Genomic DNA, 8,375 nt, shown 5'->3' with positions numbered 1-8,375 from the left:
TTTATTTTCGCTTTTCATCTGGCTGACGGGCCGGTTGGTAAGCCGTTATGCCGTGTCAGTGGAGGCGCAGTATAGGGATTTTACGGAAGCTGACAAGCATAAAATACAAAAAAACCATCGATAGCCTGGTTTTTAATCAAAAACGAGCCCCGAAGGGCCCGTTTTATCTTTTTGCAGCTTACTGCACTGCCGCTATATGACCATCTTTAACCTGAAGATGGACCATTTTCCCTGGAATCAGCTCTCCAGAAAGAATTTGCTGAGCCAGCGGGTTCTCAATTTGCTGCTGAATTGCTCGTTTCAGCGGTCGTGCCCCATACACCGGGTCATAACCATTCTCGCTGAGCAACTTCAACGCATCATCAGTGATAGTGACTTCGTAGCCACGCTCTTCAAGTCGTTTATACAAACGCTGCAGCTGAATCTGCGCAATAGACGCAATGTGTTTTTCACCCAACGGATGGAATACCACAACTTCATCAATACGGTTAACGAACTCCGGACGGAAGTTCTGGCTGACAACCCCCAGCACCAGATCTTTCATATGACCATAATCCAGATCGCCGAAGCGTTCCTGAATCAAGTCAGACCCGAGGTTAGAAGTCATTATCACCACCGTATTACGGAAATCGACGGTTCTGCCCTGTCCATCAGTCAGCCGACCGTCATCCAGTACCTGTAATAAGATGTTGAATACGTCCGGGTGCGCCTTCTCAACTTCATCTAACAGAATGACAGAGTAAGGACGACGACGAACCGCTTCTGTCAGATAACCGCCCTCTTCATAACCGACATAACCCGGAGGCGCCCCCACCAGACGTGAGACCGAGTGTTTTTCCATAAACTCGGACATATCGATACGCACCATCGCATCGTCGCTATCAAACATAAAGTTTGCCAGCGTCTTGCACAGTTCAGTTTTACCCACCCCGGTCGGCCCAAGGAACAGGAACGAACCAATTGGGCGATTAGGATCGGATAAACCAGCACAGCTACGGCGAATAGCGTTCGATACGGCTTCTACCGCTTCATTCTGCCCGATAACACGGGTATGAAGCTGCTGTTCCATACGCAGCAGTTTCTCACGTTCGCCTTCAAGCATTCGGGCGACTGGAATACCAGTCCAGCGCGCCAGCACTTCCGCAATTTCTGCATCAGTGACTTTATTACGCAGCAGGCGCATGGTTTTGCCTTCACTCTGAGTCGCAGCCGCAAGCTGTTTCTCAAGCTCCGGGATTTTCCCGTATTGCAACTCAGACATGCGTGCGAGGTCGCCCACGCGGCGAGCCTGCTCAATGGCAATTTTCGCCTGCTCCAGCTCAGCTTTAATCGTCTGGGTACCGGAAAGAGAGGCTTTCTCCGCTTTCCACTCTTCTTCCAGAACTGAGTATTCCCGCTCTTTTTGCCCTAACTCTTCTTCAAGCATAGCGAGCCGTTTTTGGCTGGCTTCATCAGACTCTTTCTTCAACGCCTGCTGTTCCAGTTTCAGCTGGATAATACGGCGGTCAAGACGGTCCAGCTCTTCCGGCTTCGAGTCAATCTGCATACGAATGCTGGACGCCGCTTCATCGATAAGGTCGATGGCTTTATCCGGTAGCTGACGGTCGGCAATATAACGATGCGATAAAGTCGCAGCCGCCACAATGGCCGGGTCCGTGATCTGCACATGGTGGTGCAATTCGTAGCGCTCTTTTAAGCCACGTAAAATAGCAATGGTGTCTTCGACAGAAGGCTCGGCAACAAATACTTTCTGGAAGCGACGCTCAAGTGCCGCATCCTTTTCTATATATTGACGATATTCATCAAGCGTTGTCGCACCCACGCAGTGTAGTTCACCACGCGCCAAGGCAGGCTTCAGCATGTTGCCTGCATCCATTGCGCCGTCTGCTTTACCTGCGCCGACCATAGTGTGCAATTCGTCAATAAACAGAATGACGTTGCCTTCCTGCTTAGAGAGGTCGTTCAGCACACCTTTCAGGCGCTCTTCAAACTCCCCACGGTATTTGGCACCCGCCACCAGCGAGCCCATATCCAGAGCCAGTACGCGGCGACCTTTCAGCCCTTCGGGGACTTCGCCGTTAATAATGCGCTGCGCCAGGCCTTCAACGATGGCGGTTTTACCCACGCCAGGCTCACCAATTAATACCGGGTTGTTTTTGGTACGACGTTGCAAGACCTGAATAGTGCGACGAATTTCTTCGTCACGGCCAATTACCGGATCGAGTTTGCCCTGTTCGGCACGCTCGGTCAGATCGACGGTATATTTTTTTAATGCCTGCCGCTGATCTTCGGCACCCTGATCGTTCACGTTCTCGCCTCCACGCATTTGCTCAATGGCTGCTGTCACATTTGCCGTGGTAGCCCCTGCTGATTTAAGTAAATCCGTTAATGTTCCGCGTGCTTCAAGCGCGGCCAGAACAAATAACTCTGACGAAATAAAATTGTCATTTCTTTTTTGCGCCAGTTTGTCACACAGGTTTAATACGCGGACCAAATCCTGTGAAGGCTGAACGTCACCGCCTGTTCCTTCCACTTGCGGCAAACGGCTTAAAGCCTGATCGATGGACGTACGCAGCTGGCCCGCGTTTACGCCAGCAGAGGTCAGTAAAGGACGCACAGATCCGCCTTCCTGATTCAGCAGCGCGCTCATCAGGTGCAGGGGTTCAATAAATTGGTTGTCTTGCCCGAGAGCTAAGGATTGGGCATCAGCGAGTGCAAGCTGGAATTTATTAGTAAGACGATCCAGACGCATAACTCCTCCCATATACAGGTCAAATTTGCTACTGGAGATAAAATGAGGTCATCCCTCAATTATTCAAGGTTAATGACCTGAAATATTTGAAGCGTGAGTTATTCACGCTGGATCGCCTTGATTCAATAGGTTATATCAGCCAAATGAAACTTGCCATACGGCCTGTGGTTCTGTCGCGTCGATATGAGAAAAAATCATCCGCTTCGCTAAAGGTACAGCGATCGCCACCATAAACCTCGGTAACACCTACAGCAGATAAACGCTGGCGGGCCAGAGTGTAAAGATCCGCGAGGTATTTTTCCCCTGACGGGAGAAATGCACTCCCGGCCTGACTATCTTTCGCCATAAAGGCTTCACGCACTTCCGGGCCGACTTCAAACGCGCCAGGTCCGATAGCCGGGCCAAGCCAGGCGATAATATTTTCTGGAGCGTCTTTAAAGCAGGCAACCGTCTCTTCAAGAACGCCTTCGCATAGCCCGCGCCATCCGGCATGAGCCGCCGCAACTTCGCTTCCGGCTTTATTACAGAAGAGTACTGGCAGGCAATCTGCTGTCATTACCGCACAAACCGTGCCCGGTGTTGAGCTATAAGAAGCATCAGCGCGCTTAGACAAATATGGCCCGCCCGTGAGTTTTAACACTTCTTTGCCGTGTACCTGCTCTAACCAAACGGGTTTCGAGGGCAACGAGGCAACAGCGTAAAAAAGACGGCGGTTTTCTTCGACATCATCCAGGTTATCACCGCAGTGGGCCCCAAGATTAAGCGAATCGTAAGGCGGTTGACTCACACCGCCAACACGTGTCGAACTGCAAGCAGCCACTCCTTCAGGGAGCGGCCAGTGCGGGACGATCAATTTGCTCATAGCCAGTCCAGTTGATCCTTATGGATTTCCGTATCGACACGCAGCGCTTCTATTAGCTCAACCATATCCTGAGGAATCGGCGCATGCCACTCCATCAACATACCGCTGATTGGATGATGAAGACGCAGCATGGTGGCATGCAGAGCCTGGCGGTCAAACTTACGCAGCACGCTAACAAACTCTTCCGACGCGCCTTTTGGCGGACGTGGACGGCCACCGTAAAGCTGATCGCCAACTAATGGATGAGTGATATGCGCCATATGCACACGAATCTGGTGAGTACGGCCGGTTTCCAGACGCAGACGCAGACGTGTGTGCACGCGGAAATGTTCCATGATTCGGTAATGCGTAACCGCAGGTTTTCCCATTGGATGCACAGCCATGTGGGTACGTTTGGTTGAATGACGGCTGATGGGCTCGTCTACCGTGCCGCCCGCAGTCATGTGGCCAATCGCCACCGCTTCATATTCACGCGTAATTTCACGCAGCTGCAAAGCTTCAACCAGGTGAGTTTGTGCTGGAACGGTTTTCGCCACCACCATCAAACCGGTGGTGTCTTTATCCAGACGATGCACAATACCCGCGCGAGGCACATCGGCAATCGGCGGATAGTAATGCAGCAGCGCATTCAGTACGGTCCCGTCAGGGTTGCCCGCACCAGGATGCACAACGAAATCACGCGGTTTGTTAATCACCAGAATATCGTCATCTTCATAGACGATATTGAGCGGGATATCTTGTGGTTCCCAGCGCGCATCCTCTTCGATTTCCGCATTGATTGTGACGCTTTCGCCACCCAATACTTTTTCTTTCGGTTTGTCGCTGAGCGTGCCATTGACCAGCACGCGCCGATCGAGAATCCATTCTTTTATACGAGAACGTGAATAATCCGGGAACAATTCGGCCAAAGCTTGATCTAAGCGTTGACCGAGTTGAGATTCGGACACGGTTGCGGTGAGTTGTACTAGTTGTGCCATAGACAGCTTCTTCGTTAACGTTGGGTTTTACGGCAATGCCGTTTAATATAGTGTGCTATTGTAGCTGGTCTTAATCGGGAGCTGGAACTGCGAGCCTCCCGGATAACATTCTGAGGAAAGTCAAAACGTCATGACGCGTATGAAATATCTGGTGGCAGCAGCCACGTTGAGCCTGGCTTTGGCTGGTTGCTCCAGTTCCAAGGATGAGGTTCCTGATAATCCACCTTCTGAGATCTATGCGACTGCCCAGCAAAAGTTGCAGGACGGTAACTTTAAAGCGGCGATAACGCAACTGGAAGCGCTGGATAACCGTTATCCGTTCGGGCCTTACTCGCAGCAAGTGCAGTTAGATCTTATTTATGCTTACTATAAGAACGCTGACTTGCCACTGGCTCAGGCGGCTATCGACCGCTTTATGCGTCTTAATCCCACCCATCCAAACATTGACTATGTACTTTACATGCGTGGTCTGACGGACATGGCGTTGGATGATAGCGCATTACAAGGTTTCTTTGGCGTAGATCGTTCAGACCGGGATCCACAGCATGCTCGTGATGCTTTCAACGATTTCTCTAAGCTGGTTCGTGGTTACCCGAACAGCCAGTATGTCACCGATGCCACCAGGCGCCTGGTGTTCCTGAAAGATCGTTTAGCAAAATATGAGCTTTCGGTGGCGCAATACTACACTAAACGCGGCGCGTGGGTTGCAGTAGTTAACCGTGTCGAAGGAATGTTGCGTGATTTCCCGGATACTCAGGCCACTCGTGATGGTCTGAAGCTGATGGAAAATGCTTACCGTGAACTGCAAATGCCGGCTCAGGCCGATAAAGTGGCTAAAATTATCGCGGCTAACAGCAGCAAAGTCTGATGCACCGAGCGATAAAAAACAAAGTGGCAGCCCGGGTGGCTGCCATTTTTATGCGCTGAAAACTGTAAACTGAAACGGTTTAGCCTCAGGTCATCCCGTCAAATATGGACGCTATTTCTCACTTCCACAAGCTTTAAAAACAGAGATCCTGTTCTGCCTCACAAAAAGGGTTTGCTGACAAAAAGCGACAAAACAGTGTGATTCACATCACACATTTTGACATTCAGAAAGGTATGCTGGCGTTACCAAGACGGGAAAGACAAGAGGTAACTTTATGCCAATGAACATTACCAGCAAGCAAATGGAAATCACCCCAGCTATTCGCCAGCACGTCGCAGACCGTCTCACTAAACTGGACAAGTGGCAAACTCATCTAATTAATCCACACATTGTTTTGTCCAAAGAACCGAAGGGTTTTGTGGCTGATGCCACCATTAATACGCCAAACGGGCAGCTCGTAGCGAGCGCTAAACACGATGATATGTATACGGCTATCAACGATTTGATCAACAAACTGGAGCGGCAGTTGAATAAAGTGCAACACAAGGGTGAAGCGCGTCGCACAGCAGGCTCAGTGAAAGACGTCGCTATCGCGGAAGAAATTGAAGAAGAGTAATCTTTTATCCTTATCAATCACTACAACGCGCCTCCGGGCGCGTTTTTTATTGACAGAGCGAAAACAGACCGGGTAACTTAGCTGTCTGACTAATCAGGAACCCACCATGAAATTATTTCCGTTTTTCTTCGCATTCTTTTTTACCTTCCCCTGAATGGGAGGCAATTCGTCGTGTGATAAAGAATGCGAAGACGAACAAACAGGCCTCCCCAACCGGGGGGGCTTTTTTTATGGATTTCGAAAAGGTAGCGTTATGAGTGAGATAAACCCATTGCTGGCACTGCGCGATAAAATCAGCGCCCTGGATGTAAAACTGCTGGCATTACTGGCTGAGCGGCGCTTACTGGCGGTTGAAGTCGGCAAAGCCAAACTCGCGACTCACCGCCCGGTACGGGATATCGATCGTGAGAGGGATTTACTGGAGCGCCTGATAGCCCTGGGCAAAACGCATAATCTGGACGCCCATTATATTACCCGCCTGTTTCAGCTCATCATTGAAGACTCCGTCCTGACTCAGCAAACGCTATTGCAGCAGCATCTTAATAAAACCAACCCGCAATCAGCCCGCATCGCATTCCTCGGCCCGAAAGGTTCTTACTCGCACCTGGCCGCCCGCCAGTACGCCGCTCGCCATTTCGAACAATTTATCGAAAGTGGCTGTGCCAAATTCCATGACATCTTTAATCAGGTCGAAACAGGCCAGGCTGATTACGCTGTTGTCCCGCTGGAAAACACCAGCTCTGGCGCAATTAACGATGTCTATGATTTGCTGCAGCACACCAGTTTGTCCATCGTTGCGGAAATGACCGTGCCAATTGACCACTGTGTATTAGTTAACGGCACTACAGATTTAGACACAATCCAGACGGTATACAGCCATCCACAGCCGTTCCAGCAATGCAGCCAGTTCATTAATCGCTACCCGCACTGGAAAATTGAATATTGCGAAAGTACGTCTGCGGCGATGGAAAAAGTGGCTCAGGCGAACTCGCCACATGTTGCAGCGCTGGGCAACGAAGCCGGCGGTGCGCTGTATGGCCTACAGGTTCTGGAACGCAATCTGGCAAACCAGACGCAAAATATTACCCGTTTCATCGTGCTGGCCCGCAAAGCAGTTGAAGTAACCGACCAGGTTCCGGCAAAAACCACGCTGCTGATGGCTACCGGCCAACAAGCCGGTGCATTAGTAGAAGCGCTACTGGTTTTACGTAATCACAATCTGATTATGACTAAACTGGAATCCCGACCAATCAACGGCAACCCATGGGAAGAGATGTTTTATCTGGACGTGCAGGCCAATCTGCATGATGACGCGATGCGCAAAGCCCTGCGTGAACTGGGTGAAATCACCCGTTCAATGAAGGTGCTCGGCTGCTATCCAAGCGAAAATGTGGTGCCTGTCGATCCGGCCTGATGCTGGTTACTGGTGTTGTTTAAACTTCAATTTTGGCATGCCCGCAACAGCGGCTTTCAGCGTAAAAATGGCGCCGGAAAGCGGGCGTTCCGCAACTTCTGCATCATCCATATTTTCTCGCGTCGTCGTGATGAACAACGTCTTCATATCATCACCGCCAAAGCACATCATCGTCGGGCAGCGTACCGGCAACGAATACTCTTCCAGTACCTCAGCCGCTGGTGATAAACGAGCAATACGGTAGCCGTCGAACAGCGCAGTCCAGTAGCAGCCCTCCACATCCATTGCTGCGCCGTCAGGAATTCCCTGCCCCGGCTCGAAGCGCTTAAACACTTCACGCATAGCAGGTTCACCGCGCGCATCCAGCGCAGTTCTGTAAATCACCCGGTTTGGCGTATCTGAGGTATACATCCAGTTTTTATCCGCGCTAAAAGCCAGGCCGTTAGCGCCATGGATATCGTGCTGGATGACGTGTGGCGTCAGATCGTTATCGATACGGCACAACAGCGCACCATTGTAGTCCCCCGGCCCCCAAAAGGTTCCGGCATAAAACCGCCCGTCCCTGTCGGTCCCGCCATCATTGAAGCGCGCCAGCAGCGGATTATTCGGATTATCACAAACCTTACGCGTGATGAGCCCGGTAGGGTTAGTGAGATAAATTCCGCTCCTGAGCGCGACGATAAAGCCGCCCGTTTCGCACAAAGCAAAACAGCCCACTTCTTCAGAAAACTGGATAACATCATGTTTTTTGCTTGCAAGGTGATAGCGATGAATTTCATTCTCAAGAATATCCGTCCAGTAGAGGCTGTTTTCATCCGCGCTCCACGTTGGGCATTCAGGTAAGTGACCGGTGTAATCGAACAGAACTTGCGGCTGAGCCATTTTC

8 protein-coding genes and 1 other annotated feature are annotated in these 8,375 nt (G+C 50.8%); of the genes, 4 read left to right on the top strand and 4 right to left on the bottom strand.

Features of this window, described 5'->3' with window-relative positions:
• Positions 1–178: 178 nt before the first annotated feature.
• From clpB to rluD, 3 genes are all read right to left on the bottom strand, one after another.
• Positions 179–2,752 carry an ATP-dependent chaperone ClpB gene (gene clpB, locus EHN07_RS15150; protein ID WP_124024912.1) on the bottom strand — a complete coding sequence of 858 codons (2,574 nt, stop codon included), beginning with the start codon at positions 2,750–2,752 and terminating at the stop codon, positions 179–181.
• A 130-nt stretch (positions 2,753–2,882) separates the two neighbouring features.
• Entirely contained in the window at positions 2,883–3,614 is a 732-nt protein-coding gene (gene yfiH, locus EHN07_RS15145; protein ID WP_124024911.1) for a purine nucleoside phosphorylase YfiH, read from the bottom strand.
• Positions 3,611–4,591, bottom strand: coding sequence for a 23S rRNA pseudouridine(1911/1915/1917) synthase RluD (gene rluD / locus EHN07_RS15140; protein WP_124024910.1), 981 nt, complete (start codon positions 4,589–4,591; stop codon positions 3,611–3,613). Before rluD ends, yfiH begins: the two co-directional genes overlap by 4 nt.
• A gap of 130 nt (positions 4,592–4,721) precedes the next feature.
• On the opposite strand from rluD, the gene bamD reads away from it, so the two are divergent.
• From bamD to pheA, 4 genes are all read left to right on the top strand, one after another.
• Entirely contained in the window at positions 4,722–5,459 is a 738-nt protein-coding gene (gene bamD, locus EHN07_RS15135; protein ID WP_124024909.1) for an outer membrane protein assembly factor BamD, read from the top strand.
• Positions 5,460–5,733: 274 nt separating this feature from the next.
• Positions 5,734–6,075: a ribosome-associated translation inhibitor RaiA gene (raiA, locus tag EHN07_RS15130; RefSeq protein ID WP_124024908.1), complete on the top strand. Its 342-nt coding sequence runs from the start codon at positions 5,734–5,736 to the stop codon at positions 6,073–6,075.
• Between the two features lie 105 nt (positions 6,076–6,180).
• Positions 6,181–6,307 (top strand) — a sequence feature (Phe leader region).
• Positions 6,182–6,229, top strand: coding sequence for a pheA operon leader peptide PheL (gene pheL / locus EHN07_RS20535; protein WP_193216298.1), 48 nt, complete (start codon positions 6,182–6,184; stop codon positions 6,227–6,229). It overlaps the preceding feature by 48 nt.
• A 21-nt stretch (positions 6,308–6,328) precedes the next feature.
• Positions 6,329–7,489 carry a bifunctional chorismate mutase/prephenate dehydratase gene (gene pheA, locus EHN07_RS15125; protein ID WP_124024907.1) on the top strand — a complete coding sequence of 387 codons (1,161 nt, stop codon included), beginning with the start codon at positions 6,329–6,331 and terminating at the stop codon, positions 7,487–7,489.
• Positions 7,490–7,495: 6 nt separating this feature from the next.
• On the opposite strand, the gene EHN07_RS15120 is transcribed toward pheA, so the two are convergent.
• A complete protein-coding gene (locus EHN07_RS15120) occupies positions 7,496–8,371 on the bottom strand; it encodes an SMP-30/gluconolactonase/LRE family protein (RefSeq protein WP_124024906.1) in 876 nt (291 codons plus the stop codon).
• Positions 8,372–8,375 lie beyond the last annotated feature (4 nt).

The sequence above is a fragment of the Buttiauxella warmboldiae genome, from assembly GCF_003818135.1.
GTDB classification, from domain to species: domain Bacteria; phylum Pseudomonadota; class Gammaproteobacteria; order Enterobacterales; family Enterobacteriaceae; genus Buttiauxella; species Buttiauxella warmboldiae.
This window is presented reverse-complemented; position numbering and strand designations above follow the sequence as displayed.